26 protein-coding genes and 1 other RNA gene are annotated in these 25023 nt (G+C 60.9%); 19 read left to right on the forward strand and 8 right to left on the reverse strand.

Annotation, left to right across the window (positions count from 1 at the left end; all coding sequences use genetic code 11):
• From ACMGGW_RS19895 to sstT, 3 genes are all read left to right on the forward strand, one after another.
• Complete coding sequence (locus ACMGGW_RS19895; protein WP_089196280.1) at positions 1 to 732, forward strand: glutamine amidotransferase; 732 nt, start codon at positions 1 to 3, stop codon at positions 730 to 732.
• A gap of 252 nt (positions 733 to 984) precedes the next feature.
• Complete coding sequence (locus tag ACMGGW_RS19900; protein WP_025304345.1) at positions 985 to 1953, forward strand: TerC family protein; 969 nt, start codon at positions 985 to 987, stop codon at positions 1951 to 1953.
• 262 nt (positions 1954 to 2215) lie between these two features.
• Positions 2216 to 3451 (forward strand): serine/threonine transporter SstT, encoded by a 1236-nt coding sequence (gene sstT, locus ACMGGW_RS19905; protein WP_025304346.1) that lies wholly within the window; start codon positions 2216 to 2218, stop codon positions 3449 to 3451.
• Between the two features lie 53 nt (positions 3452 to 3504).
• Here the strand turns inward: sstT and ACMGGW_RS19910 are convergent, their stop codons facing one another.
• Both ACMGGW_RS19910 and uxaC read right to left on the reverse strand, forming a co-directional pair.
• Positions 3505 to 4992: a UxaA family hydrolase gene (locus ACMGGW_RS19910; protein WP_197832245.1), complete on the reverse strand. Its 1488-nt coding sequence runs from the start codon at positions 4990 to 4992 to the stop codon at positions 3505 to 3507.
• Between the two features lie 20 nt (positions 4993 to 5012).
• Entirely contained in the window at positions 5013 to 6425 is a 1413-nt protein-coding gene (gene uxaC, locus ACMGGW_RS19915; RefSeq protein WP_197832244.1) for a glucuronate isomerase, read from the reverse strand.
• Positions 6426 to 6709: 284 nt separating this feature from the next.
• Here uxaC and ACMGGW_RS19920 point away from each other — a divergent pair, with 284 nt between their 5' ends.
• From ACMGGW_RS19920 to ACMGGW_RS19970, 11 genes are all read left to right on the forward strand, one after another.
• A complete protein-coding gene (locus ACMGGW_RS19920; RefSeq protein WP_197832243.1) occupies positions 6710 to 8008 on the forward strand; it encodes an MFS transporter in 1299 nt (432 codons plus the stop codon).
• A 118-nt stretch (positions 8009 to 8126) separates the two neighbouring features.
• Positions 8127 to 8903 (forward strand): transcriptional regulator ExuR, encoded by a 777-nt coding sequence (gene exuR, locus ACMGGW_RS19925; RefSeq protein ID WP_033636102.1) that lies wholly within the window; start codon positions 8127 to 8129, stop codon positions 8901 to 8903.
• 186 nt (positions 8904 to 9089) lie between these two features.
• Positions 9090 to 9536 (forward strand): hypothetical protein, encoded by a 447-nt coding sequence (locus ACMGGW_RS19930; protein WP_025304351.1) that lies wholly within the window; start codon positions 9090 to 9092, stop codon positions 9534 to 9536.
• A 136-nt stretch (positions 9537 to 9672) separates the two neighbouring features.
• The gene (locus ACMGGW_RS19935; RefSeq protein WP_025304352.1) at positions 9673 to 10353 is read left to right on the forward strand and encodes a DedA family protein; all 681 of its coding nucleotides are present in this window, start codon (positions 9673 to 9675) and stop codon (positions 10351 to 10353) included.
• A complete protein-coding gene (mzrA, locus tag ACMGGW_RS19940) occupies positions 10350 to 10724 on the forward strand; it encodes an EnvZ/OmpR regulon moderator MzrA (protein WP_004937130.1) in 375 nt (124 codons plus the stop codon). The genes ACMGGW_RS19935 and mzrA overlap by 4 nt, the downstream gene beginning before the upstream one ends.
• A gap of 242 nt (positions 10725 to 10966) precedes the next feature.
• Positions 10967 to 11338: a DUF1090 domain-containing protein gene (locus ACMGGW_RS19945; RefSeq protein ID WP_025304353.1), complete on the forward strand. Its 372-nt coding sequence runs from the start codon at positions 10967 to 10969 to the stop codon at positions 11336 to 11338.
• A 164-nt stretch (positions 11339 to 11502) separates the two neighbouring features.
• Positions 11503 to 11808 (forward strand): DUF883 family protein, encoded by a 306-nt coding sequence (locus ACMGGW_RS19950; protein WP_004937125.1) that lies wholly within the window; start codon positions 11503 to 11505, stop codon positions 11806 to 11808.
• Positions 11809 to 11810: 2 nt separating this feature from the next.
• Positions 11811 to 12212, forward strand: a complete 402-nt coding sequence (locus tag ACMGGW_RS19955) for a phage holin family protein (RefSeq protein WP_015379160.1) — start codon at positions 11811 to 11813, stop codon at positions 12210 to 12212.
• Positions 12209 to 12496, forward strand: coding sequence for a YqjK-like family protein (locus ACMGGW_RS19960; protein WP_004937121.1), 288 nt, complete (start codon positions 12209 to 12211; stop codon positions 12494 to 12496). Before ACMGGW_RS19955 ends, ACMGGW_RS19960 begins: the two co-directional genes overlap by 4 nt.
• Before the next feature lie 295 nt (positions 12497 to 12791).
• Positions 12792 to 13187, forward strand: coding sequence for a DoxX family protein (locus ACMGGW_RS19965; protein ID WP_004937119.1), 396 nt, complete (start codon positions 12792 to 12794; stop codon positions 13185 to 13187).
• Between the two features lie 71 nt (positions 13188 to 13258).
• On the forward strand, positions 13259 to 14245 hold the full coding sequence (locus tag ACMGGW_RS19970; protein WP_049204378.1) for a glutathione S-transferase family protein: 987 nt from the start codon (positions 13259 to 13261) through the stop codon (positions 14243 to 14245).
• A 50-nt stretch (positions 14246 to 14295) separates the two neighbouring features.
• Here ACMGGW_RS19970 and ACMGGW_RS19975 read toward each other — a convergent pair whose 3' ends face one another.
• On the reverse strand, positions 14296 to 15192 hold the full coding sequence (locus ACMGGW_RS19975) for a LysR family transcriptional regulator (protein ID WP_025304355.1): 897 nt from the start codon (positions 15190 to 15192) through the stop codon (positions 14296 to 14298).
• Between the two features lie 107 nt (positions 15193 to 15299).
• On the opposite strand from ACMGGW_RS19975, the gene ACMGGW_RS19980 reads away from it, so the two are divergent.
• Positions 15300 to 16001 (forward strand): pirin family protein, encoded by a 702-nt coding sequence (locus ACMGGW_RS19980; protein WP_049204376.1) that lies wholly within the window; start codon positions 15300 to 15302, stop codon positions 15999 to 16001.
• A gap of 58 nt (positions 16002 to 16059) precedes the next feature.
• Here the strand turns inward: ACMGGW_RS19980 and rnpB are convergent.
• Positions 16060 to 16437: RNase P RNA component class A (gene rnpB / locus ACMGGW_RS19985), an RNA gene on the reverse strand.
• Positions 16438 to 16478: 41 nt separating this feature from the next.
• Entirely contained in the window at positions 16479 to 17342 is an 864-nt protein-coding gene (gene rsmI, locus ACMGGW_RS19990) for a 16S rRNA (cytidine(1402)-2'-O)-methyltransferase (RefSeq protein WP_004937108.1), read from the reverse strand.
• A 62-nt stretch (positions 17343 to 17404) separates the two neighbouring features.
• On the opposite strand from rsmI, the gene ACMGGW_RS19995 reads away from it, so the two are divergent.
• The 4 genes from ACMGGW_RS19995 to dolP are packed head-to-tail and all read left to right on the forward strand — an operon-like array spanning position 17405 to position 21021.
• A complete protein-coding gene (locus ACMGGW_RS19995; RefSeq protein WP_043141990.1) occupies positions 17405 to 19444 on the forward strand; it encodes a penicillin-binding protein activator in 2040 nt (679 codons plus the stop codon).
• A complete protein-coding gene (locus ACMGGW_RS20000; protein ID WP_015379164.1) occupies positions 19441 to 19794 on the forward strand; it encodes a YraN family protein in 354 nt (117 codons plus the stop codon). The genes ACMGGW_RS19995 and ACMGGW_RS20000 overlap by 4 nt, the downstream gene beginning before the upstream one ends.
• A 51-nt stretch (positions 19795 to 19845) precedes the next feature.
• Positions 19846 to 20436, forward strand: coding sequence for a DnaA initiator-associating protein DiaA (gene diaA / locus ACMGGW_RS20005; protein WP_004937103.1), 591 nt, complete (start codon positions 19846 to 19848; stop codon positions 20434 to 20436).
• A gap of 9 nt (positions 20437 to 20445) precedes the next feature.
• A complete protein-coding gene (gene dolP / locus ACMGGW_RS20010; RefSeq protein WP_004937101.1) occupies positions 20446 to 21021 on the forward strand; it encodes a division/outer membrane stress-associated lipid-binding lipoprotein in 576 nt (191 codons plus the stop codon).
• A gap of 39 nt (positions 21022 to 21060) precedes the next feature.
• Here dolP and mtgA read toward each other — a convergent pair whose 3' ends face one another.
• The 3 genes from mtgA to arcB form a co-directional block, all read right to left on the reverse strand.
• On the reverse strand, positions 21061 to 21792 hold the full coding sequence (gene mtgA / locus ACMGGW_RS20015) for a monofunctional biosynthetic peptidoglycan transglycosylase (RefSeq protein ID WP_197832242.1): 732 nt from the start codon (positions 21790 to 21792) through the stop codon (positions 21061 to 21063).
• A complete protein-coding gene (elbB, locus tag ACMGGW_RS20020) occupies positions 21789 to 22442 on the reverse strand; it encodes an isoprenoid biosynthesis glyoxalase ElbB (protein WP_193402403.1) in 654 nt (217 codons plus the stop codon). Before elbB ends, mtgA begins: the two co-directional genes overlap by 4 nt.
• Positions 22443 to 22679: 237 nt before the next feature.
• Positions 22680 to 25019 carry an aerobic respiration two-component sensor histidine kinase ArcB gene (arcB, locus tag ACMGGW_RS20025; protein WP_025304360.1) on the reverse strand — a complete coding sequence of 780 codons (2340 nt, stop codon included), beginning with the start codon at positions 25017 to 25019 and terminating at the stop codon, positions 22680 to 22682.
• Between the last annotated feature and the right edge of the window lie 4 nt (positions 25020 to 25023).

Below are 25023 nucleotides of genomic sequence, written 5' to 3' on the forward strand. Positions count from 1 at the left end.
ATGAAACCGCTGCTCGTGATGCAAACCGGCGACGCGCCGCAGGCCATTCGTCAGGAATTGGCCAACTTTGAAGGCATGTTTCTGCAACAGGGCAACATCGACGCCGAACGCGCGCACATCGTGCATCTGCCCGCCGGCGAGCGGCCGTTGCCGCCGGCCGCCTATTGCGGCGTGGTCATCACCGGCTCGCCGGCGATGGTGACCGAACGGCTGCCGTGGAGCGAGGCGGCGGCCGAGTGGCTGCGCCAGGCGATGGCGATCAAACTGCCGCTGTTTGGCGTCTGCTACGGCCACCAGCTGTTGGCCTACGCGCTCGGTGGCGAAGTGGGTTACCACCCGCAGGGCATGGAGGTCGGCACGCTGGAGATCGAACTGCTGCCCGCCGCGGCCGAAGACCGGCGGTTCACCCTGCTGCCGCCGCGCTTCAAAGCCAACCTGATCCACTCGCAGAGCGTGCTGACGCCGCCCGCCGGCGCGCAGACGCTGGCGCGTTCGCAGCAGGATGCGCACCAGATCCTGCGCTATGGCGATCATGCCCTGACCACCCAGTTCCACCCGGAATTCAACGGCGCGGTGATGAGCCAGTACCTGCAGTGGCTCGGCGAGCTGCATCCCGAGCAGCAGGCCCGCTATCAGCAGCAACAACAACAGGTTAGCGACACACCGTTCAGCCGCCTGCTGCTGCAGGGATTCGTCGTCAGCCTCGGCGCGCAAAAAGCGATGGCCGGCTAACGCGATTCACGTTGACCGCCGACACATTTTGCATTACTTTCTGCTCTGCAAAGGGGAGTAACTTCATTGCCGGTCAATCGTCATTACGATGCGCAAGCATCCGGTTACCGGGCAACCTGCTGTCAAAGGTGTAATCACCTTCATCAACGTTGTAAGTGAGACCTTGCCGGAAGGCGAGGTTTGCTTGCAGCGTTCACAGAGCGGCTGGCGTCTTCCGACGTTGGCCGTTTTTGTTTTTGAAGGATACCTCTGATGATGAATTCCGTTGGCACACCGTGGTTATGGGGCAGCTTCGCCGCCGTCATAGTCGTGATGCTCGCAATCGATCTCCTGTTGCAGGGCCGTAAAGGCGCGCACACCATGACCCTGAAGCAGGCCGCCAGCTGGTCGCTGGTGTGGGTCAGCCTCTCTCTGCTGTTCAATTTCGGTTTCTGGTACTACCTGAATGAAACCGCCGGGCGCGCCGTCGCCGATACCCAGGCGCTGGCCTTCCTGACCGGCTACCTGATCGAAAAAGCGCTGGCGGTAGATAACGTGTTCGTCTGGCTGATGCTGTTCAGCTACTTCGCCGTGCCGGCCAACCTGCAACGGCGGGTGCTGATCTACGGCGTGCTGGGCGCGATCGTGCTACGCACCATCATGATCTTCGCCGGCAGCTGGCTGGTCAGCCAGTTCCAGTGGCTGCTGTATCTGTTCGGCGCTTTCCTGCTGTTCACCGGTATCAAGATGGCGCTGGCGAAGGAAGATGATTCGGCGATCGGCGACAAGCCGCTGGTGAAATGGCTGCGCAGCCGCCTGCGCATGACCGACAGCCTGGAAGGCGAGCGTTTCTTCGTGCGCCGCAACGGCATCCTGTTCGCCACCCCGCTGGTGCTGGTGCTGATCCTGGTGGAACTGAGCGACGTGATTTTCGCGGTGGACAGCATTCCGGCGATCTTCGCCGTGACCACCGACCCATTCATCGTGCTGACCTCTAACCTGTTCGCCATCATGGGCCTGCGCGCCATGTACTTCCTGCTGGCCAACGTGGCGGAACGTTTCTCGATGCTGAAATACGGCCTGTCGGTGATCCTGGTGTTTATCGGTATCAAGATGCTGATTATCGACTTCTTCCACATCCCGATCGGCATCTCGCTCGGCGTGGTGGCGGGCATCCTGACGCTCACTTTGCTGATCAACGCCTGGGTCAATCGCCGCAACGATCGCCTGGCGAAGAAATAACCACAATCTGTTATCCGGGGCGCTAGTCGCCCCGCGATTGTTTGGCAATTCCCCCAAAACGCCAAACGTTATTGCGATCACACAAATGTAACCAGTATGTTATCAAGTGTTGATCCGCGCTCAGAATTTCACCCTCGCCTCTTTCCAACCTCATTCGATTGCTGAATACTAATTCGGCAAACACACTTAGTTACAGAATCATATAAAGCTGCCCGGCGTCGTTCCCGCCGCGGCGGCCAGATAACATCAGGAAGAAAGCACTATGCAAAAACTATTACAAAGGATCACGCAGGGTAGCCTGGTCAAACAAATCATGGTCGGCCTGGTGGCCGGCATTCTGGTGGCGCTGGTTTCGCCGGCGGCCGCTGCGGCCGTCGGCCTGCTCGGTTCCCTGTTCGTCGGCGCGCTGAAAGCGGTGGCGCCAGTGCTGGTGCTGATTCTGGTGATGGCCTCGATCGCCAACCATAAACAGGGGCAGAAGACCAACATTCGCCCGATCCTGTTCCTCTACCTGCTGGGCACCTTTGCCGCCGCGCTGGTGGCGGTCGTCGTCAGCTTTATCTTCCCTTCTACGCTGGCGCTGACCACCGGCGCGACGGACATTACCCCGCCGGGCGGCATTGTGGAGGTGATGAAGGGTCTGTTGATGAGTGTGGTGGCCAACCCGTTCCATGCGCTGATTAACGCCAACTACATCGGTATTCTGGCGTGGGCCGTCGGGCTGGGGCTGGCGCTGCGCCACGCTTCCGAAACCACTAAGGGGCTGATCAACGACATGTCCCATGCGGTCACGCTGGTGGTGCGCGCAGTGATCCGCTGTGCGCCGCTCGGCATCTTCGGCCTGGTGGCCTCCACGCTGGCGGAAACCGGCTTCGGCGTGCTGTGGGGCTACGCCCAGCTGCTGATGGTGCTGCTCGGCTGTATGCTGCTGGTGGCGCTGGTGCTCAACCCGCTGATCGTTTACTGGAAGATCCGCCGCAATCCGTATCCGCTGGTGTTCGCCTGCCTGCGCGAGAGCGGTGTGACCGCCTTCTTCACCCGCAGCTCGGCCGCCAACATTCCGGTGAACATGGAGCTGTGCAAGAAGCTGAACCTGAATGAGGACACCTACTCGGTTTCCATCCCGCTGGGCGCCACCATCAACATGGCTGGCGCGGCGATCACCATCACCGTGCTGACGCTGGCGGCGGTGAACACGCTGGGCATCGCGGTGGACGTCCCGACCGCTCTGCTGCTGAGCGTGGTGGCCGCCCTGTGCGCCTGTGGCGCCTCCGGCGTGGCCGGCGGCTCGCTGTTGCTGATCCCGCTGGCGTGCAACATGTTCGGCATTCCGAACGACGTGGCGATGCAGGTGGTGGCGGTCGGCTTTATTATCGGCGTGCTGCAGGATTCGGCGGAAACCGCCCTCAACTCCTCCACCGACGTGCTGTTCACCGCCGCCGCCTGCCAGGCGGAAGATCAACGGTTGGCGAACGAAGACCCGCTGAAGGTGCGTTAATCCCGCCTTGCTTCATAAAAAAGGCGCTCCTTAGAGCGCCTTTTTCGTCAGCCTTACAGCGTCACTCCACTTTTAAAGATCGCCAGCTCGCGGAAGTCGTTGGTTTCATTACGCGCCGGGCGGCCGTTGGCGATCTCGACAATCAGATCGACGAAGCGGCCGAGCAAGGTCTCCATCGCCACGCCGTGGATCAGGCCGCCGGCGTCGAAATCGATCCAGTGCGGTTTCTTTGCCGCCAGCTCGCTGTTGGTGGCCAGCTTCACCGTCGGCACAAAGCCGCCGTACGGCGTGCCGCGCCCGGTGCTGAACAGCACCATATGGCAGCCGGCACCGGCCAGCGCGCTGGTCGCCACCGCATCGTTGCCCGGCGCGCTGAGCAGATTCAGCCCCGGCACGCGCAGCCGCTCACCGTACTTCAGCACGTCCACCACCTGGCTCAGGCCCGCTTTTTGGGTGCAGCCGAGCGATTTTTCTTCCAGCGTGGTAATGCCGCCAGCCTTGTTGCCCGGCGATGGGTTCTCGTAAATCGGCTGTTGATGGGCGATGAAATAGCGTTTGAAATCGTTGATCATGTCGACGGTTTTGTCGAAGGTCTCCCCGTCGCGGCAGCGGCTCATCAGAATGCGCTCGGCGCCGAACATCTCCGGCACTTCGGTCAGCACCGTGGTGCCGCCGTTGGCTATCACATAGTCGGAAAAGCGCCCCAGCAACGGGTTGGCGGTGATGCCCGACAATCCGTCCGAACCGCCGCACTCCAGGCCGAACTTCAGCTCGCTCAGGCGGCCCGGCTCGCGGCGATCGTGGCGCATCTCCCGGTACAGCTCGTGCAACAGCGCCAGCCCGGCCTCCACCTCGTCGTCCTGCTGTTGGCACACCATAAAGCGCAGCCGCCGCTCGTCCGCCATCCCCAGCGTGGCGCGAAAGGCATCCACCTGATTGTTCTCGCACCCCAGCCCGATCACCAGCACCGCGCCGGCGTTGGGATGGCGCGCCATGTTCTGCAGCATGATGCGGGTGTTGGCATGATCCTGCCCCAGCTGCGAGCAGCCGAACGGATGGCTGAACAGATGCACGCCGTCGATCCCCTCCGCCTGCGTTTGCTGCAAAAAGCGCTGCTGGATCTGGCGGGCGATGCCGTTGACGCAGCCGACGGTCGGCACGATCCACAGCTCGTTGCGGATCCCCACGTCGCCGCCGGCCCGGCGGTACAGCTGCACCTCGCGATCCGCCGCCTGCGGCGGCAACGCCGGGAACTGCGGCTGGTAACGGTAGCTGTCCAGATCGCTCAGGTTGGTTTTGGCGTTTTGCGAATGAATGTGCTCCCCAGGTGCAATGGCCGCGAGCGCATGGCCGATCGGCTGGCCGTATTTGATGATGTCTTCGCCCTCGGCGATCGGGCCGAGCGCAAACTTGTGCCCGCGCGCCACCGGCTGCGCCAGCTGAATACGCTCCCCGCCCAACTCAAGCATTTCTCCGGCGGCCAGATCGCGCAGCGCCACCGCCACGTTATCCTGCTCGTGAATCTTTATCGTACTTTGCATAAACCAGTCCCGGATAACGGCTACGCCAGTTCGATGGCGAAATAGTTTTTGGCGTTGTCGAAGCAGATGTTTTTCACCATCTCGCCCAGCAGCGCGATATCCGCCGGCGCTTCGCCGTCCGCCACCCAGCGGCCGATCATCTGGCAAAGGATGCGGCGGAAGTATTCATGCCGCGTATACGACAGGAAGCTGCGACTGTCGGTCAGCATGCCGATGAAGCGGCTCAGCAACCCGAGCTGGGCCAGCTGCGTCATTTGGCGCTGCATGCCGTCCTTCTGATCGTTGAACCACCAACCGGAGCCGAACTGCATCTTGCCCGGCGTGCCTTCCCCCTGAAAATTGCCGATCATGGTGCCGATCACTTCGTTATCGCGCGGATTGAGGCAATAGAGAATGGTTTTTGGCAGACCGCCCTGCCGCGCCTGAGCATCCAGCAGCCGCGACAGCGGTTCCGCCAGCGGCCGGTCGTTGATCGAGTCGAAGCCGATATCCGGCCCGACGGCGGCCAACATGCGGCTGTTGTTATTGCGCAGCGCGCCGATGTGATACTGCTGCACCCAGCCTCGGCGCCGGTATTCGCCGGCCAAAAACAGCAGCACCGCGCTTTTGAACTGGGCGCTCTGTTCCGCCGTCGGCAGCTCGCCGTTCAGGCGGCGCAGCAGGATCGCATCCAGCGCCGCTTCATCGGCCTCGCCGAACACCACCACGTCCAGCGCATGATCGGCCACTTTGCAACCGTGAGCGGCGAAGTGATCCATGCGCTTGTACAGGGCGTCGCACAGCGCGCTGAAGCGGCCGATGGCGGTGTCCGCCGCCGCCTCCAGCTGCCGCAGATAGTCGTTGAAGCCGGACGCATCGATAGTGAAAGCTTTGTCCGGCCGCCAGCTCGGCAGCACCTTGATATCGAAGCTATGATCGTCGGCGATCGCCCGATGATGGCGCAGATCGTCGATCGGATCGTCGGTGGTGCCGACCATTTTCACATTCATCTGCTGCATGATGCCACGTGCGCGAAACGCATCCTGCGCCAGCAGCGCATTGCCGCGCTGCCAGATTTCATCCGCCGTGGCCGGCGACAACAGCGTATCCGTGATGCCGAACGGCCGGCGCAGCTCCAGATGCGTCCAGTGATAGAGCGGGTTGCCGATGGTGTGCGGCACCGTGGCGGCCCAGGCGTCGAATTTCTCGCGATCGCCCGCATCGCCGGTGCACAACCGCTCCGCCACGCCGTTGGTGCGCATCGCCCGCCATTTGTAGTGATCGCCCCGCAGCCAGATATCGTACAGGTTGCTGAAGCGGGTATTCTCCGCGATCTGCTGCGGCGGCAAATGACAGTGATAATCAAAAATCGGCTGCTGCGCCGCGTAGTCGTGATACAAGCGCCGGGCAAATTCGCTGTCCAGCAGGAAATCTTCGCTCAAAAACGTCGCCATCTCGGGCTCCTTACTTGCCGTGCGGCACGGGGTTCGAATCACAAAAGTTATCACACCAATTTTTACTAACGTCCAGCAGATTTTTCCCGAAGTCTGCCGTTCATCCTCTCTCTACGCCCTTTTTCGCTCACTTTACCGGCAAAAATGCCCTGTTTCACCGGCCACAGTATTGCTCAGGCGAATAATTCCTTTTGTGATATCACTCAACTTTTAAACCTGTATGACAGGTTATTGTCTCGCCAGCCGCATCGACGGCCACACCTTCAAACGGGGAGACACTTCGGATGCGTAAAATTAAAGGGTTACGCTGGTACATGATCGGACTGGTGACCATCGGCACCGTGCTGGGTTACCTGACCCGCAACGCCATTGCCGTGGCGGCGCCGACGCTGGAAGATACGCTGCACATCACCACCCAACAGTATTCCTATATCGTCGCCGCCTACTCCGCGTGCTACACCGTGATGCAACCGGTGGCGGGCTACGTGCTGGACGTGCTGGGCACCAAGGTCGGCTACGCCATGTTCGCCATTCTGTGGGCGCTGTTCTGCATGGGCACCGCACTGGCCAACAGTTGGGGCGGGCTGGCGTTGGCGCGCGGCGCGGTCGGCATGGCGGAAGCGGCAATGATCCCCGCCGGGCTGAAGGCCAGCAGCGAATGGTTTCCGGCCAAAGAGCGTTCGATCGCCGTCGGCTATTTCAACGTGGGCTCGTCGATCGGCGGCATGATCGCCCCGCCGCTGGTGGTATGGGCCATCGTCGCGCACAGCTGGGAGATGGCGTTCATTATCACCGGCGTGCTGAGCCTGATCTGGGCCATCTGCTGGCTGCTGTTCTACAAACACCCGAAAGATCAGAAGAAACTGAGCCAGGAAGAACGCCGTTACATCCTCGAAGGCCAGGAAGCGCAGCACCAGACCTCTAACGCCAAAAAGATGCCCGCCTGGCAGATCGTGCGCAATCGCCAGTTCTGGGGCATCGCGTTGCCGCGCTTTCTCGCGGAGCCGGCGTGGGGCACCTTCAACGCCTGGATCCCGCTGTTCATGTTCAAGGCCTACGGCTTTAACCTGAAAGAGATCGCCATGTTCGCCTGGATGCCGATGCTGTTTGCCGATCTCGGCTGCATCGTCGGCGGTTATCTGCCACCGCTGTTCCAGAAGTATTTCAAGGTCAACCTGATCGTCTCACGCAAGCTGGTGGTGACGATGGGGGCGGTGTTGATGATCGGCCCCGGCATGATCGGCCTGTTCACCAGCCCTTACGCGGCTATCGCGCTGCTGTGCGTCGGGGGCTTCGCCCATCAGGCACTGTCCGGCGCGTTGATCACCCTCTCTTCCGACGTGTTCGGCCGCAATGAGGTGGCGACCGCCAACGGGCTGACCGGCATGGCAGCCTGGACCGCCAGCACGCTGTTCGCCCTGGTGGTCGGCGCCCTGGCGGACACCCTCGGCTTCAGCCCACTGTTCGCCGCGCTGTCGGTCTTCGACATTCTCGGCGCCATCGTCATCTGGACGGTGTTGCAAAACCGCCCGGCCGCCGAACCGCAACCCGCCGCGCTGCAGCCCACCCCGGCGCGCAGCTGATCCCCCGCCCGGCCGCTGCGCCGGGCCCCTTGCTCCTCTGGCAGCGGTGCCGAATAAGTGGTATAACAAATCCGATGGCCACGCGCCCCTTCCCACCGCACCGTATAGAGCATTCACTATGGAATTCACTGAAACCAGACGCCTGTATCAGCAACTGGCCGCCGAGCTGAAGCAACGCATCGAAAGCGGCCGTTATCCGGTAGGCGACAAGCTGCCGGCCGAGCGATACATCGCCGAAGAGATGAATGTCAGCCGCACCGTGGTGCGCGAGGCGATCATCATGCTGGAAGTCGAAGGCTATGTGGACGTGCGCAAGGGATCCGGGATCCACGTGGTGTCCAACCAGCAAAAACACCTGGTGGTGCCGGGCGACAGCATCGAGTTCGCCACCGCCGGCCCGTTTGAGCTGCTGCAGGCGCGCCAACTGATAGAAAGCAACATCGCCGAATTTGCCGCCACCCAGGTGACCAAGCAGGATATCGTGCAACTGATGGAGATCCAGGAGCATGCCCGCAAAGAGGATCGTTTCCGCGACTCGCAGTGGGATCTGAAGTTCCACGTGCAGGTGGCGCTGGCCACCCAGAACACCGCCATGGCCACCATCGTGGAAAAAATGTGGGTGCAGCGGGTCAACAACCCTTACTGGAAGAAACTGCACGAGCATATCGACGAACGTTCGATCGCCAGCTGGTGCGACGATCACGATCAGATCCTCAAGGCGCTGATGCGCAAAGATCCTTACGCCGCCAAACTGGCGATGTGGCAGCACCTGGAAAACACCAAGCAGATGCTGTTCAACGCCACCAGCGACGACTTCGAATACAACGCCGATCGCTACCTGTTCGCCGAGAATCCGGTGGTGCATCTGGATGGCGTGAGCCACGAGCCGAAATAGCCACGGCGGTCAAAAACCGTCGGCTTATGTCAGGTAATGTAAAATCCGCTGAATCGATGCCGGAACCGCCGTTTGCCGTGTACTATTTCACCGTCGGCAACGTAGATTTCCCTGTTGCCAATCGTGCTATTTTGGTAGAGTTAGCCCACTTTTTTACCCATTGCTGCGGGGGCGGGACGCGAATAAATGCGCTGGTTGTTTGCCATGCTGATTGCTGTTTTCTGCTGGACCGGTTCGGTCTCCGGCCCACAGCTATGCGTGGCGTCACCCAAGCCCACCCCCAGCGCGCTGAGCAGCCTGCCGCTGTTGGCGGAGCCGGCGCTTTCCCCCTATGATCAGGTGTATCGGGCGCCGGCCGAAGCGCGCCGCAAAGCCCCCGGCAAGTTGCCGCTGCTGCTGCCCAGAGCGCACTCTTTCTCCGGCTCGCTGCTCGCCTCCTCCCTGCCGGTGCCGGTCTATACCCTGGCCGCAGAGCCGGGCTACCGAATTCGCTTCCCCCGCCAGGACACGCCGGCCCCCAACCGGCTTGCCCAGGTCGACGGGATGCTGGACGCCTCCAGGCAACAGAGTCGGCAGGCCGGCTGGAAAGAAAGTAACATGCAGTACCGTGGCACGCTGACTTACCACCTATGACCGGTGTCGCACCGCTTAGAAACCTTAAAGCAACGCCGTTTCATCGTTATCAGCATTCAGGATCGCCGCGCGTTTTCAGCCCACGCCCGTTCCACCGCTGAGATAAAAATAAACAATGACGTTTTAGGAACACCGGATGGATATCATTAAAGAACTGATACATGCCTTATGGCAGCAGGATTTTGAGACGCTGGCGAACCCTTCGCTGGTGTGGACCCTCTACATCCTGCTGTTCATGATCCTGTTTTTGGAAAACGGGCTGCTGCCGGCCGCTTTCCTGCCGGGCGACAGCCTGCTGATCCTGGTCGGCGTGCTGATCGCCAAAGGCACCATGGGCTTCCCATTGACCATCGTTATCCTGACCGTCGCCGCCAGCCTGGGCTGCTGGGTCAGCTATATACAGGGCCGGTGGCTCGGCAATACGCGAACGGTGCAAGGCTGGCTTTCGCATCTGCCGGCCCACTACCATCAGCGTGCGCATAACCTGTTCCACCGCCACGGCCTTTCCGCCCTGCTGGTCGGCCGCTTCCTGGCCTTCGTGCGCACCCTGCTGCCAACCATCGCTGGCCTGTCCGGCCTGAACAACGCGCGCTTCCAGTTCTTCAACTGGATGAGCGGCCTGCTGTGGGTCTTGATCCTGACGACGCTGGGCTTCGCCCTCGGGAAAACCCCGGTGTTCCGCAAGTATGAAGATCAACTGATGTTCTGCCTGATGATGTTGCCGCTGGTATTGCTGGTGGTTGGGCTGGTCGGCTCACTGATCGTGCTGTGGCGCAAGAAACGCGCCAGCGGCCAGAACCCGGGGAAAGGGGCGTGACAGCAAAGCGCCCGCGCTGGCAATACGTCTTGATGATCGCGCTCGCCCTACTGGCGTTGGCGACGCTGCTGGTGCCCTGTATGGTGCGCACCGAGAGCGAGCTGCGCATTCGCGCCAGCCAGCAAGGGCTGTCGCTGCCCGACGGCTTTTACGTCTACCAGCGCCTGGATGAGCGCGGCATCCGCATCAAAAGCATCACGCCGGAAGGTGATGGCCTGGTCATCCGTCTGGATTCGCCGGAGCAGCAGTTGCTGGCGCGCGAAGCGCTGCAAACCATCCTGCCGCCCGGTTACCACATCGCGTTGAGCGAATCCCCCGTGCCATCGCATTGGGTGCGCGAATTTGCGCGTTCCCCACTCAATCTGGGATAATCCCCCTTCAGATGAAGGGGTTTCCTTTCACTGCCATTATCTTCATTTTCATTCGCACCGATTAGCTCAAGAATTAATCAGTCAGCACTGCGTCACGGCTGATTCTTTGGGGGCACGCCGGTTTCATGACTATGCTGAAGGATAACTTCAGCCGGCGATGAACGCCCTCCTCTCGCGCTGCCACCTTCGGCAGCCAGGAAAGCGGGTGCCTGTTCAGGTACCCCATGAAAAGGAACTGAAAGATGAAATTACGCCACTCCCTGTTACTGCTGTTGCCTCTCTGCACGCTGCCGGCCCTCGCTGCGGCCGCTGAGGGCGGTTGTGCCGCCAAAGCGCAAAACATCCAACAGCAAATCGACTACGCCACCCAGCACGGTAACACCCACCGCGTGGACGGGCTAAAAAAAGCGCTGAGCGAAGTGCAGACTCACTGCACCGAAGCCGGCCTGCAGGCCGAACGCCAAAAAAACATCGCAGAGAAACAGCGCAAGGTCGACGAGCGCCGGCAGGAACTGAAAGAAACGCAGCAAACCGGCAAGCTGGACAAGGTCGCCAAGAAGCAGCAAAAGCTGGCGGAAGCGCAGGCTGAGTTGAAACGCGCCCAGGCGGAATAATTTTTTCACACCAGCGGATTTATCGATGAGAGCCCCATCACACGGGATTTCTTAAGCATATGAAATTGATGTCTGGTGTTATCTGCTGGCCATCACCCCTTTGCTCCGGCGAAAAAATCCGCTATGTTAAAAGTCTGTCGAAATAAACGTTAAGGAATAATCACATGGCACATGATTCAAATGCAGAAAACTTACGCGCTGAACTGAAGTCCTTAGCCGATACGCTGGAGGAAGTGCTGAACTCCTCCACCGACAAGCCGAAAGCCGAGCTGGAGAAGCTGCGCTCGAAAGCGGAAGGCGCGCTGAAAGAGACCCGCGCTCGCCTGAGCGACGCCGGTGACAAGCTGGCTTCGCAAACCAAGCAGATCGCCGGCCAGGCCGACGACTACGTGCGCGACAACCCGTGGACCGGCATCGGTATCGGCGCGGCGGTCGGCGTCGTGTTGGGCGTGCTGCTCGCGCGTCGTTAATCATGGCTGAACAACCGCAAGTGCGCGCGCAGGGCCCCGCTAAAGGGGTCCTGGATATCGGTCAGCGCATCATCACGATCCTGGTCGGCATGGTGGAAACCCGCGTCCGGCTGGCAGTGGTCGAGCTGGAAGAGGAGAAAGCCAACCTCATTCAGCTGCTGATCATGGCCGGCATGACGCTGCTGTTCACCGCCTTCGGTTTGATGAGCCTGCTGATCCTGATCTTCTGGGCCATCGATCCGGTCTACCGGCTGGTGGCGCTGGGCGCGACAACCGGCGTGCTGCTGTTCCTCGCCGTGGTCGGCACCATCTGGACGCTGGTCAAGGCCCGTCGCACCACGCTGCTCGGCGCCACGCGCAAGCAGTTGGAACTCGATCGCGCCGAGCTGGAGCGCGAGCCATGAGCCGCCGCCGCTATCTGGAATGGAAAAAAGAGAGGCTGATTCGGCAGATCCAGCAACAGCGTCTGGATCTGGCCGAACACAAGTCTCTGTGGCTGGAAAAGACCGAACGCATCGACCGCGGCTGGCAAACGGTGTTTGGCCTGCGCCGCTATCTGGTGCTCGGTTCCAGCGTCATGGCGCTGTACGGCATCCGCCATCCCAGCAAGATGATCCGCTGGTCGCGTCGCGCTTTCGGCGCATGGAGCGCTATCCGTCTGTTTAAAAAGACGTTTTCTGCCAAGTAAGCCGCTTAGTCTTTCCTTCAAACCTCCTGTTGCTCTGCCCGCATTTTCTCCCTTGATACAACGCGTCCAACCCCGGGGCCGGGCAACCTGCTGATCGGCGGCATTTTATTAGCACGCTAAAGATTCAGATTTTTTGAAAAATTACGACAGTTTTACTTGCTAACAACCTGAGCACTTCCCGCTTAACATTCACTCCATCAATACGATACGGAGCGGACAGGGTCAGAGACCCGCTACGCCGCCCGTTGATATGACTACCGCCGAACAGGCGCACAAAAACACTTTGGAGTAGATGATGAAAAAATTAGAAGATACAGGTTTGTTGGTTGCTCGTATTCTGATGCCAATCCTGTTTATCGTGGCAGGCTACGGCAAAATGGGTGACGCATATGCCGGTACCCAACAGTACATGCAATCGATGGGCGTGCCTGGCTTCTTGCTGCCGCTGACCATCCTGCTGGAATTTGGCGGCGGTCTGGCGATCCTGTTCGGTTTCCTGACCCGCACCGTGGCGCTGTTCACTGCCGGTTTCACCATCCTGACCGCGCTGCTGTTCCACACTGACTTTGCGGAAGGCGTAAACCAGCTGATGTTCATGAAAAACCTGACCATCGCCGGCGGCTTCATCGTGTTGGCGGTCGCAGGCCCGGGCGGCTTCAGCATCGACCGTCTTCTGAACAAGAAATGGTAATCTAAACTGTCATTCAGGGCCCGGCATGCCGGGCTCTGTCGTTTTTTAACTCGGACACCAAGGAGATTCCCATGGGACAACTCGTCGATGGCGTTTGGCAAGACATCTGGTATGACACCAAATCTACCGGCGGCCGTTTCAAACGTTCAACCGCTCAGTTTCGCAATTGGGTGACCGCCGACGGTCAGCCGGGCGAACACGGCGTGGGCGGCTTCCAGGCCGAAGCGGGCCGTTATCACCTTTATGTTTCTCTCGCCTGCCCTTGGGCGCATCGCACGCTGCTGATGCGCAAACTGAAAGGGCTGGAGCAGATCATTCCGGTCTCGGTGGTGCACCCGCTGATGCTGGAAAACGGCTGGACCTTCGGCCAGGATTTTCCGGAAACCACCGGCGATCCGCTGTATCACGCCGACTTCCTGTACCAGATCTACCTGCGGGCCGATCCGCACTACAGCGGGCGCGTGACCGTGCCGGTGCTGTGGGATAAACAGCGGCAAACCATCGTCAGCAATGAATCCGCCGACATCATCCGCATGTTCAACAGCGCATTTGACGGCGTCGGCGCTCGGGCAGGCGACTACTACCCGACCGCGCTGCGCGGCAAGATCGATGAGCTGAACGGTTGGATTTACGATCAAGTGAACAACGGCGTGTACAAAGCCGGTTTTGCCACCAGCCAGGAAGCCTATGACGAAGCAGTCAACGGGGTATTCAACGCGCTGGAGCGCCTGGAGCAGCTCCTGGGGCAGCATCGCTATCTGACCGGCGATCGGCTGACCGAAGCCGACCTGCGTCTGTGGACCACGCTGGTGCGTTTCGATCCGGTGTACGTCACCCACTTCAAGTGCGATAAACACCGCATCAGCGACTACCTCAACCTGTACGGCTTCCTGCGCGACATCTACCAGATGCCGGGCATCGCCGAGACGGTCAGCCTGCCGCACATTCGCAACCACTACTACCGCAGCCACGCCACCATCAACCCGCACGGCATCATTTCCATCGGGCCGGCGCAGGATCTGGACGAGCCGCACGGCCGCGACCAGCGCTTCGGTTAAGGCGAAAAAAATCCCCTTGCCGCCCGGCAAGGGGATGTCATCCAACCGACTTAACGCTGCGCGAACAGGCGCGGAATTTCGCGCAGGAACCAGGCTTTCGCCTCCCCCATGCTGTCGCGCCGCCAGGCCATGATGATATCGGCTTCGCGGCTGTATTCCGGCCCCACCACGCGCAGCCGCCCGGCCTCGATATCTTTCTCCACCATCGGATACGGCATGGTCGCCACCCCCAACCCGGCCAGCAGCGCCAGACGTTTATCTTCAATGGTGCTCACCGTCAGACGCTGCTGCTTATCCAGCAGCTGTACGGTCAACACCGGGCGCTCACGAGCGGTATCCGCCACCGCGATGCCGCGGTATTTCACGCGGGTCACTTCGGAAAGCGGCTCCGGCTCCAGGTGGATAGGATGATCCGGCGCGGCGACATAAACGCTCATCACCTTATACAGTTTGCGGGTGTTGATCTCCGACGACGCGCGAAAATGCATGTCCGGCGCGATCACGATGTCGGCGCGCCCCTGCTCCAGCCGCTCCCAGGCGCCCGCCAGCACCTCGGTGAAAATCGACACCTGGGTGTTGGCCTTCAGCGCCAGCTTGTCCACCAGCGGGAACAGCAGGCTCGGCGGCGACAGCGCTTCGCTGACGATGGTCAGGTGAGTTTCCCAACCGCGCGCCAGCGCCTCGGCGTCGGTGGTCAGCTTGTCGGCCGCTTCCAGCAGCACCCGCCCGCGTTCCAGCAACATGCGCCCCACGTTGGTGAACTTGGTGCGGTGGCCCGAACGGTCGAACAGCACCACGTCCAATTCTTCTTCCAATTTTTGCATGGTGTAGCTGAGTGCCGACGGCACCCGGCCCAATTCGTCGGCGGCCGCGGCGAAACTGCCGCGCCGGTCGATTGCATCCATCACCCTTAGTGCCTCAAGCGTGAGCGCCCGATCTCTGGCCATCGCATCCCTCTGTCAGGAAATTTGAATATGCCGACCAGATTAACTGGCTAACAATCCGACGTCCAGATGCTTACCATTTGGATAATGAATTTAGAGAGCCGATTGCCATGATTACATGCAGAACAGCACAACAATGCGGGCAAGCTGACTTTGGTTGGCTGCAGGCTCGCTACACCTTTTCCTTTGGTCATTACTTCGATCCCAAACTGATGGGCTACGCGTCGCTGCGCGTGCTGAATCAGGAGGTGCTGGCGCCGGGCGCGTCGTTCCAGCCGCGCACCTATCCCAGCGTCGATATCCTGAACCTGATCCTGCAAGGCGAGGCGGAATACCGCGACAGCGACGGCAACACCGCACGCGCCAAAGCCGGCGAAGCGCTGCTGTTGGCCACCCAGCCAAGCCTGAGCTACAGCGAACAGAACGTCAGCAGCGATACGCCACTGACTCGTCTGCAGCTGTGGCTGGATGCCTGCCCGGAACGCAACAACGAGCGGGTGCAGCGTCTGACGCTGCCGGCGGCAGGCAACCTGCTGCTGGCCTCGCCTGACGGCGCGCAGGGCAGCCTGCAGCTGCGCCAGCAGGTCTGGATCCATCATCTCGATCTGCAGCCGGGCGAAGAACACACGCTGACGATTAATGGGCCGCGCGCTTATCTGCAGTCGATACACGGTACCATCGCCGCCACCGGCGAGCGCCACGAGGAACAGCGCCTGACCTGCGGCGACGGCGCCTTCGTGCGCGAGGAGAACCGCCTGACGATCCGCGCCGAGACGCCGCTGCGCGCGCTGTTGATTGACCTGCCGGTGTAAGGCCGGCCGGAAAACGAAAAACCCCGCGCAACGCCAGTTGCGCGGGGTTTTCTTTTGTCGAGGGAGTTGACCGGTAAGCCGGGTTCTGTCGTGGACAGTCATTCCTCTAGGCCAGCAATCGCTCACTGGCTCAAGCAGCCTACCCGGGTTCAGTACGGGCCGTACCATGTGAACCCCTATTTGGCCTTGCTCCGGGTGGAGTTTACCGTGCCACGAACTGTTGCCAGCCGCGCGGTGCGCTCTTACCGCACCCTTTCACCCTTACCTGATCCCGCTTGCGCGGGCCATCGGCGGTTTGCTCTCTGTTGCACTAGTCGTAGGCTTGCGCCTCCCAGGCGTTACCTGGCACCCTGCCCTATGGAGCCCGGACTTTCCTCCCCTCCATCTGTCTCCCCGAAGAGGACGGCAATGAAGCGGCGACTGTCTGGTCAACTCCGGCGCGGATAGTAGCGTTGCGGCGGCGGCAGGTCAACCGCTTTACGGCTGTTGTTGCTCCAGCGCGTGCTTATACAACGCATTTTTCTTCACGCCGTGGATTTCCGCCGCCAGCGCCGCCGCCTTTTTCAACGGCAGCTCTTTTTGCAGCAGCGCCAGCGTGCGCAGCGCCTCGAGCGGCAACGCATCCTCCTGCGCTTTGTGGCCTTCGACGATCAGCACCATCTCACCGCGGCGGCGCACTTCATCTTCCTGCACCCACGCCAGCAGCTCGCCCACCGGCGCGCCGTGGATAGATTCCCAGGTTTTGGTCAGCTCGCGCGCCAGCACGACATAACGCTGCGGGCCCCAAACGGTGACCATGTCCTGCAGACTTTCCAGCAGACGGTGAGTGGATTCGTAGAAAATCAGCGTGCGCGGTTCCTCCGCCAGCGCCATCAGCGTATCCTTGCGCCCCTTGGTTTTCGCCGGCAGGAAGCCTTCGTAGCAGAAGCGGTCGGAAGCGACACCCGCAGCGCACAGCGCGGTGGTGGCGGCGCAGGCGCCCGGCAGCGGCACCACGCGAATGCCGGCCTCGCGGCAGCGGCGCACCAGGTGATAACCGGGATCGTTGATCAGCGGCGTGCCGGCGTCGGACACCAGCGCGATGCTCTGGCCTTCCTGCAGTTTCGCCAGCAGCTGATCGGCCTTTTGCTGTTCGTTGTGGTCATGCAGCGCGAACAGACGCGCGTTGATCGCGAAGTGTTGCAGCAGCAATCCGGTATGGCGCGTGTCTTCCGCCGCGATCAGATCAACGCTTTTCAGTACCTCTAACGCACGGTGAGTGATATCGCCCAGATTGCCGATGGGGGTGGGCACCACATACAGCGTTGATGCAGAAATGACTGATTGTTGGTGTTGATTCATTGTTTCATCCGGGTTGCCGATTTAATATTGAGCATCTTGAAAAAAACATCACTGGATACAGTATGCTTTCCTCAACATTCGTTCGTACCAAAGCAGGGCGTTCCAAGCCTGTCCGACTTACCGCAGTCATCGCGGCCGCCCTTTTCCTGGCAGGCTGTCCAAGTCGGGCCCCGCAAACGCCGCCCGCCAATATACAGGACGAAGCGAGCGCCAGCTCCGATTACTACCTGCAGCAGTTGCAGCAAAGCAGCGATGATAACAAGGCTGACTGGCAATTACTTGCTATTCGCGCCTTGCTGCGCGAAGGAAAACTGCCGCAGGCCGGCGACCAGTTGAATCAGCTGCCGAAAAACCTCAGCGGCGCACAGCAGACTGAGCGCCAGTTGCTGACCGCCGAACTGCAGATCGCCAACAAGAGCTACGTCAGCGCCCGCAGCACGCTGGGCCACCTGGACAGCGGTGCGCTGTCGCCGAATCAGAAGGTGCGCTACTACCAGGCGCAGATCGCCGCCAATCAAGGCAAAGCGTCGCTGCCATTGATCCGCGCCTATATCGCTCAGGAGCCGTTGCTGACCGGCAAACCGCACCAGGACAATCTGGATCAAACCTGGCAGGCCCTGCTGCAGCTGACGCCGCAGGAGATGAACAGCCTGGTGATCAACGCCGACGAGAACGTGCTGCAAGGCTGGCTGGATCTGCTGCGCGTCTATCAGGACAACAAGCAGGATCCCGATCTGCTGAAGGCCGGCATCAAAGATTGGCAGAACCGTTATCCGAAGAACCCGGCAGCCAAAACGCTGCCGGCTCGCCTGAACCAGGTGCTGAACTTCACTCAGGCCTCCACCTCGAAAATCGCCCTGCTGCTGCCGTTGAACGGCCAGGCGAAAGTGTTCGCCGACGCCATCCAGCAAGGCTTCGAAGCGGCGAAAAACGGCGGTTCCATGCCGGCGCCGCAACCTCAAGCCGCGCAACCTGCCAGCGCACCGGCCCAAACGGCGCCGGCCGATCAGGCCGCAGCGGGTGACATCAACGCCAACGGCGCCGTCAGCCCTTCGGCGCAAGAGAGCCAGCCGGCCGTGACCGCCGCGCAACCCGCTGCACCGTCCAGCGCGCCGATAACGCCGCTGCAGGCCGCTAATGCGCAGGTCAAAGTGTACGACACCACCAGCCAGCCGCTGGCCGCCTTGCTGAGCCAGGCGCAGCAGGATGGCGCTACTCTGGTGGTCGGGCCGCTGCTCAAAGAGAACGTCGATCAGCTGTCCGCCAGCACCACCACGCTGAACGTGCTGGCGCTCAACCAGCCGGAAACGCCGAAGGACAACCTGAACATCTGTTACTTCGCCCTGTCGCCGGAAGATGAAGCGCGCGACGCCGCCCGCCACATCTGGGAACAGCAGAAGCGTCAACCGCTGCTGCTGGTGCCGCGCGGCGCCTTCGGCGATCGCGTCGCCAAGGCCTTTAACCAGGAATGGCAGAAGCAAGGCGGGCAAACCGTGCTGCGTCAGGACATCGGCTCTGCCGGCGAGCTGCGCCAGATGGTGAACAGCGGCGGCATCCGCATGACCGGCACGCCGATGTCGAGCGCCCCGGCGCCGCAGAGCGTCACCATCGCCGGGCTGACCATTCCTGCGCCGCCGAGCGACGTGCCCGCCGCCACCGGCGGCAGCGTCGACGCGGTGTATATCGTCGCTACCCAGTCCCAACTGACGCTGATCAAACCGATGATCGACATGGCCACCAGCTCGCGCGGCAAACCGGCGATGTACGCCAGCTCGCGCAGCTACCAGGCCGGCGCCGGCCCGGACTTCCGTCTGGAAATGGAAGGCCTGCAGTTCAGCGATATCCCGCTGCTGGCCGGCTCAAACCCTCAGCTGCTGCAGCAGGCCAGCGCGCGCTTCCGCAACGATTACTCGCTGGTGCGCCTGTATGCAATGGGGATGGATGCCTGGACATTGGCCAACCACTTTGCTGAAATGCGCCAGCTGCCGGGTTTCCAGGTTTCCGGCACCACCGGCACGCTGAGCGCGTCGCCGAACTGTGTGATCAACCGCAAGCTGCCTTGGCTGCAATACCGTCAGGGTACGGTCGTTCCGGTCTCTTGAACCCACGCGCCTCCGGGGCGGGCTATGAGCTACTGGCCCGCCGTCACCTGGAACACGCCGGGCTCACCTTCTGCGCCGCCAACGTCGCGGTGCGCGGCGGTGAGCTCGACCTCATCATGCGCGACGGCACTACCTGGGTATTCGTCGAAGTGCGCTACCGCCGCAACGACGCCTTCGGCGGCGCGGCCGCCAGCGTCACCTTTCGCAAACAACAGCGGTTGCTGCACGCCGCCGCCGTCTGGCTGGCGGGGCGCGGAGCCAGTTTTGACACATCATCTTGCCGTTTTGATGTTTTGGCCATTACCGGTAGCCAGTTAGAATGGATACCCAACGCCTTCAATGCGGATTAATTGGGGTTTTGCGGCGCAGACCGGCCCTTTGACTTAGTGGATTAATACAACGTGCTGGATAGAATTAAAGTCTGTTTTACCGAAAGCATCCAAACCCAGATCGCGGCGGCGGAAGCACTGCCGGACGCCATTTCCCGCGCTGCGATGACGCTGGTTCAATCCTTACTCAACGGCAACAAAATCCTGTGCTGCGGCAACGGCACCTCGGCGGCCAACGCGCAGCACTTCGCCGCCAGCATGATCAACCGTTTTGAAACCGAGCGCCCCAGCCTGCCAGCCATCGCTCTCAACGCCGACAACGTGGTGCTGACGGCGATCAGCAACGATCGGTTGCACGACGAAGTGTACGCCAAGCAGGTGCGCGCACTTGGGCACACCGGTGACGTGCTGCTGGCGATTTCCACCCGCGGCAACAGCCGTGATATTGTGAAAGCGGTCGAGGCGGCCGTGACCCGCGATATGACCATCGTCGCGCTCACCGGCTACGACGGTGGCGAACTGGCCGGGTTGCTCGGCCAGCAGGATGTCGAGATCCGCATCCCGTCGCACCGCAGCTCGCGCATTCAGGAAATGCATATGCTGACCGTAAACTGCCTGTGCGACCTGATAGACAATACGTTATTCCCCCACCAGGACGATTAAGGAACTGAGATGAAGCTAAAAGCCACATTTGCAGTGCTGTCCAGCGCCCTGCTGTTGCAAGGCTGTATCGCCGGCGTCGTCGTCGGCAGTGCGGCCGTCGCGACCAAAACCGCCACCGACCCGCGCAGCGTCGGGACCCAGGTGGATGACGGCACGCTGGAAGCCAGGGTCGAAAGCGCCCTGAGCAAAGACCAGCAGTTGAAGAAAGATGCCCGGGTGGTCGCCACCGCCTATCAGGGCAAGGTGCTGTTGACCGGCCAGTCGCCTAACGCCGATCTCACCGCGCGCGCCAAGCAGATCGCCATGGGCGTGGAAGGCACGACCGAAGTGTATAACGAGATCCGTCAGGGCACGCCGGTCAGCCTGAGCACCGCGTCCTCCGACACCTGGATCACCACCAAGGTGCGTTCGCAGCTGCTCACCAGCGATACGGTGAAATCGTCCAACGTGAAGGTTACTACCGAAAACGGCGAAGTGTTCTTGCTGGGCCTGGTCACGCAGCAGGAAGGGCAGTCAGCGGCGCAGATTGCTAGCCAGGTCAGCGGCGTGAAGCACGTCACTACCGCCTTTACCTATGTGAAATAAACCGCTTGGCGGGAGCGGCACCGTGCCGCTCCCGCCCGTTTAATCCAGCTTGTTCTCGCGTAAAAACGCTTCCCCGCCCAGTTGCCGCATTTGGCGCATAATCCATTGTTGACGCTGCACCACATAGCCGGACGGCGCATCGGCCCTGAAGCGATGCGGATTCGGCAATACCGCCGCCAGCAGCGCCGCTTCGGCCGCGCTCAGACGTTTGGCCGGCTTATGGAAAAAGCGCTGTGAAGCCTCTTCCACGCCGAACACCCCGTCGCCGAACTCGACGATGTTCAGATACACCGTCAGAATACGTCGCTTGGTCCACACCAGCTCGATGCCCGACGTCAACCCGGCCTCCAGCCCTTTGCGCAGCCAGCTGCGGCCATCCCACAGAAACAGGTTTTTAGCGGTCTGCTGCGACAGCGTGGATGCGCCGCGGATGCGCGTCGGGCGTTTCTCGTTGTGGCTGAGCGCCTTTTCAATGGCCGCCACATCGAAGCCCCAATGGTCTGGAAACTTCTGATCCTCCGCCGCCATCACCGCCAGCGCCATTTGCGGCGAGATATCGTCCATCGACACCCAGTCCGAATGGGCGACGTAGCCGAAGTCGCCGCTCAGCCAGGCACTGACTTGCCTCTCCACCATCACGGCGGAAAACGGCACCGGCAGGAAGGCAAAGAGCACAATGCCCAACACCCACAGGCCGATAATCGCGATGACACCGCGCTTCAGCCAATACCACGGGCGCAGCCACCGCCATCCGCCGAGCGATTTTCTCATTCAGACAGTTCCAGCACCCGCGCCACCAGCTTATCGATGCCGAGGGCCGCCTGCGCGATCGACGGCGCCAGCATATAGGCTGGCGTAGTCACGATCTTGTGCTCGCTGTCCACCACGATGTCGTCCACCGGACAAATCACCGGCTCGCCGCCCATGGCGTCAATCACTTCCCCCAGGTCCGGATCGTTGCCAATGGTGAGCCGCGCTTGTTGATCCAGCAGTTTCGGCAACAGCGCCGGCGCGATGCACATCAGGCCAATTGGTTTGTTGGCCTTATGCATCTCGCGCGTCAGACGCGCCAAATCTTCATCGACCCAACATTCCACGCCGGCTTCGGCGAAATTGCTGAGATTCTTGGCGGCGCCAAAGCCACCGGGCACGATCAGCGCATCCAGCTGGGCGGCTTCCGCCAGCGCCAGCGGCTGCACTGCCCCGCGGGCAATGCGCGCCGATTCAATCAGGACATTGCGCGACTCCGCCATCTCCTCACCCGATAAGTGATTAATAACATGGCATTGTGGTTTATCAGGCGCAAAGCACACCGCCTGGGCGCCGGCACGGTCCAACGCCAGCAGCGTCAGCACCGCTTCATGGATCTCCGTACCGTCATAAACGCCGCTGCCGCTGAGGACTACACCCACCTTTTTCATCACTCTTACTCCTGTCGCTGCTGTCAACTGGTTCGTGCTCTGAGTTGACAAACACTAATCTACATCACACATTTTAATGAATCTTCTAACAAGAGCGCTTACATTTGCTATGTTGTTGGCTGTATGATGTTTAGGAATTCGCAACAACCTGCTCGACCAGAACACTGAAACCAATACGCAGGTTCACAATTTCCCTGGTGTTGGCGCAATATTCGCGCACCCCGGCTTAGGTCGGGGTCATTTTTTTTCAGCGTTCTCAACCCAAGCCCGCAGTACCTGCACATCGTTGCGCCACTCTTGCTTCAACTCATCCACCCAATCCTGCACGTTATCCCACCAGGCCGGCAGCGTCGGCGTTTGAATCTGCTGCGCCAGCTGCTGCAGATGGCGCAGACCGACCGAACCGGCGGCGCCCTTGATCTTGTGCCCTTCCTCGGTGATGCCTTTCTGATCGCGCGCCGTCATGTTGGAGTCCAGCACCGCCAGGTAGCCCGGCATCATCTGTTCGAACATCTCCAGGCTTTGGTGGATCAGCTGCGGGCCAACCAGATCCATGTACTGTTCCAGCATCGCGGTATCGAGTAACGACTCATTAATCTGCATCGCCTTGTGCTCCGTTTTCTTTGAAGTGTGAGAAGGTTGATGATCCCAATAGTGTTTGATGACCTGGGTCAGCGCCGGCACCGACAACGGCTTGCTCAGCACATCGTCCATGCCCGCCTCGAGATACTCTTTTTTGTCTTTCAGCACGTTGGCGGTCAAAGCCACCAGCGGCGGCAGCGCCTGCCCGGCATAGCGTTCGCGCAGCGCCCGGGCGATATCCAGCCCGGTCATGTCCGGCAGTTGGATGTCCAGCAGTACCAGATCGAACTCGTCCGGGTCGAACATCGCCAGCGCATCGTGGCCGTTCATCGCCACATCGACGCTGTTGCCCAATTTCTCCAGCACCGATCGCGCCACGATCACGTTCAGTTCGATATCCTCCACCAGCAGGATGTGCAGCGCCGGCAACGGCAGCTCCTCTTCCTCCGATACCTCGCTGACGGCTTCCTGCACCGCCGGCGCCTGGATGGTCAGAGTGAAGCAAGAACCGTGCCCCTGTTCGCTGCGCACGGTGATGTCACCCCCCATGCTCTGCGCCAACCGCTTGGAGACCGCCAGCCCGATACCGGTGCCGGTGGCCGGACGGCCGCCGCGCTGATCTTTCACCTGGTAATACATGGCGAAGATCTTGTCCTGCTCGTCCTGCGGGATGCCCATGCCCGAATCTTCCACCTCGAACACCAACTTCTCCTGCGCCTCGCGCCGCACGCGCACCACGATTTTCCCCTGTTGGGTAAATTTCACCGCGTTGCCGATCAGGTTCCACAAGATCTGCCGCAGGCGCGTGCCGTCGGTCACGATCTGCTGCGGCAGCGGCGTCTGCGGATCCATGATGAACTGCAGCCCTTTCGGCTGCGCCAGCAGGCCGGAGAGGTTCTCCAGATCTGCCAGGAAACCGGTGAAGTCCACCGGCTGGTTGTCGAGCTGCACCTTGCGCCGCTCGAGCTTATCCATTTCGATAATGTCGTTGAAGATATTGCCGAGGGTGATGGCGCTGACGTGGATGGTCTTCAGGTATTTCAGTTGCTCGTCATTCAGCTCGGTATCGAGCAGGATGCGGCTCAGGCCGACGATGCCGTTAAGCGGCGTACGCAGCTCGTGGCTGATGGTGGAGATAAAGGTGGTCTTCTCCCTGCTGGCGTTCTCCAGCGCGTCCTGGTAGCGCTTACGCTCGGTAATATCGCGGCCGAAGCCCATCAGCCCGTGGCGTTTGCCCACCCGGTCGTAAAACGGGACCTTGCGCAGCTCGAAACAGGCCTTGCGGCCGTCGGGATACACCAGCCATTGTTCGTAGGTCAGCGAAACGTTGTGGCGGAACACCTTCTCGTCGGTCTCAATGACCTTTTCGGCGATCTCCTGGCCGTAGACGTCGAACGGCGTCAGGCCGATCAGCTGCTTCTCGCTTTTGCCGGTCAGCAGCTCCATCGCGCGGTTGCAGCCGGAGAACTCTTTGTCTTCGTTGCGGTAGTAGACCAGATCCGGCGAGGCATCGAGGAAGGAACGCAACAGCGCCGATTGCTGGCCCAGCTCAATCTGCGCCAGCTCGCGCTGTTCCATCTCTTCGGTCAGCTTTTCCATCACCTGCAGGCGCTCTTCTTCCGCCTTGATACGGTCGGCAATCTCCTGATTCAGCTGGCTGATATTGTCTTTGAGCTGCTGATTGAGCTCCAGATCGCGGTGGCGCATCTCTTCGAGCTTGTCCACCAGCCGCGCCAGCCGTTGGCGCGACTCTTCCAACTGTTCCACCACCACCGAGAGAAAATAGACCGCCCACGGGGTGATCAACAGGCCGAAGAAGATCGAACGCACCACGTCGATGCTTTCCACTTCGCCGCGCAGCAGCATGGTCACCGCCATCTGCACCACCATCGCCAGCACCACCAGCGCCGAGGCCAGCAGCAGCGAGAAGCGCACCAACCCCAGTTTCACCATTAAATCAACGTAGTACTGGGCCAACACCCGGATTTGCTTCATAGCG

The organism is Serratia sp. BNK-4, from assembly GCF_048685115.1.
Classification (GTDB): Bacteria; Pseudomonadota; Gammaproteobacteria; order Enterobacterales; family Enterobacteriaceae; genus Serratia; species Serratia bockelmannii.

Coding starts and splice junctions, on each gene's coding strand:
- ACMGGW_RS19955 (WP_015379160.1), top strand. CDS start 11,811: ATGGCTGAACAACCGCAAGTGCGCGCGCAGGGCCCCGCTAAAGGGGTC.
- ACMGGW_RS19945 (WP_025304353.1), top strand. CDS start 10,967: ATGAAATTACGCCACTCCCTGTTACTGCTGTTGCCTCTCTGCACGCTG.
- ACMGGW_RS19960 (WP_004937121.1), top strand. CDS start 12,209: ATGAGCCGCCGCCGCTATCTGGAATGGAAAAAAGAGAGGCTGATTCGG.
- dolP (WP_004937101.1), top strand. CDS start 20,446: ATGAAGCTAAAAGCCACATTTGCAGTGCTGTCCAGCGCCCTGCTGTTG.
- uxaC (WP_197832244.1), bottom strand. CDS start 6,425: ATGGCGACGTTTTTGAGCGAAGATTTCCTGCTGGACAGCGAATTTGCC.
- ACMGGW_RS19935 (WP_025304352.1), top strand. CDS start 9,673: ATGGATATCATTAAAGAACTGATACATGCCTTATGGCAGCAGGATTTT.
- ACMGGW_RS19995 (WP_043141990.1), top strand. CDS start 17,405: ATGCTTTCCTCAACATTCGTTCGTACCAAAGCAGGGCGTTCCAAGCCT.
- ACMGGW_RS19910 (WP_197832245.1), bottom strand. CDS start 4,992: ATGCAAAGTACGATAAAGATTCACGAGCAGGATAACGTGGCGGTGGCG.
- ACMGGW_RS19975 (WP_025304355.1), bottom strand. CDS start 15,192: ATGGCCAGAGATCGGGCGCTCACGCTTGAGGCACTAAGGGTGATGGAT.
- arcB (WP_025304360.1), bottom strand. CDS start 25,019: ATGAAGCAAATCCGGGTGTTGGCCCAGTACTACGTTGATTTAATGGTG.
- rsmI (WP_004937108.1), bottom strand. CDS start 17,342: ATGAATCAACACCAACAATCAGTCATTTCTGCATCAACGCTGTATGTG.
- mtgA (WP_197832242.1), bottom strand. CDS start 21,792: ATGAGAAAATCGCTCGGCGGATGGCGGTGGCTGCGCCCGTGGTATTGG.
- ACMGGW_RS19900 (WP_025304345.1), top strand. CDS start 985: ATGATGAATTCCGTTGGCACACCGTGGTTATGGGGCAGCTTCGCCGCC.
- ACMGGW_RS19920 (WP_197832243.1), top strand. CDS start 6,710: ATGCGTAAAATTAAAGGGTTACGCTGGTACATGATCGGACTGGTGACC.
- ACMGGW_RS19970 (WP_049204378.1), top strand. CDS start 13,259: ATGGGACAACTCGTCGATGGCGTTTGGCAAGACATCTGGTATGACACC.
- exuR (WP_033636102.1), top strand. CDS start 8,127: ATGGAATTCACTGAAACCAGACGCCTGTATCAGCAACTGGCCGCCGAG.
- ACMGGW_RS19930 (WP_025304351.1), top strand. CDS start 9,090: ATGCGCTGGTTGTTTGCCATGCTGATTGCTGTTTTCTGCTGGACCGGT.
- ACMGGW_RS19895 (WP_089196280.1), top strand. CDS start 1: ATGAAACCGCTGCTCGTGATGCAAACCGGCGACGCGCCGCAGGCCATT.
- elbB (WP_193402403.1), bottom strand. CDS start 22,442: ATGAAAAAGGTGGGTGTAGTCCTCAGCGGCAGCGGCGTTTATGACGGT.
- ACMGGW_RS19980 (WP_049204376.1), top strand. CDS start 15,300: ATGATTACATGCAGAACAGCACAACAATGCGGGCAAGCTGACTTTGGT.
- ACMGGW_RS19950 (WP_004937125.1), top strand. CDS start 11,503: ATGGCACATGATTCAAATGCAGAAAACTTACGCGCTGAACTGAAGTCC.
- ACMGGW_RS19965 (WP_004937119.1), top strand. CDS start 12,792: ATGAAAAAATTAGAAGATACAGGTTTGTTGGTTGCTCGTATTCTGATG.
- sstT (WP_025304346.1), top strand. CDS start 2,216: ATGCAAAAACTATTACAAAGGATCACGCAGGGTAGCCTGGTCAAACAA.